Here is a 255-nt window from a genome sequence, read left to right on the forward strand (position 1 = left end):
CGTTTCACTTCTGAGTTCGGCATGGGATCAGGTGGGTCCACAATGCTATGGTCGCCAAGCAAATTTGGTAAAGTTTCCTAATAATTTAGAAAACTTTAATAATCTGGATTACTGACTTAAATAAAAGCTCACACACATTCAATGTTCTTGCATTGAGTCCACAAAACCCCTTGGGTGTTGTATGGTTAAGCCTCACGGGCAATTAGTACAGGTTAGCTCAACGCCTCACAACGCTTACACACCCTGCCTATCAAC

General features: G+C 42.4%; 1 rRNA gene. It reads right to left on the minus strand.

The features are described from left to right. Positions 1–59 (minus strand): 5S ribosomal RNA (gene rrf / locus AACW90_RS23025); the annotation flags it as partial. Positions 60–255: the final 196 nt, after the last annotated feature.

Source organism: Vibrio frigidus (assembly GCF_042465995.1).
In the GTDB taxonomy this organism is placed as follows: Bacteria; Pseudomonadota; Gammaproteobacteria; order Enterobacterales; family Vibrionaceae; genus Vibrio.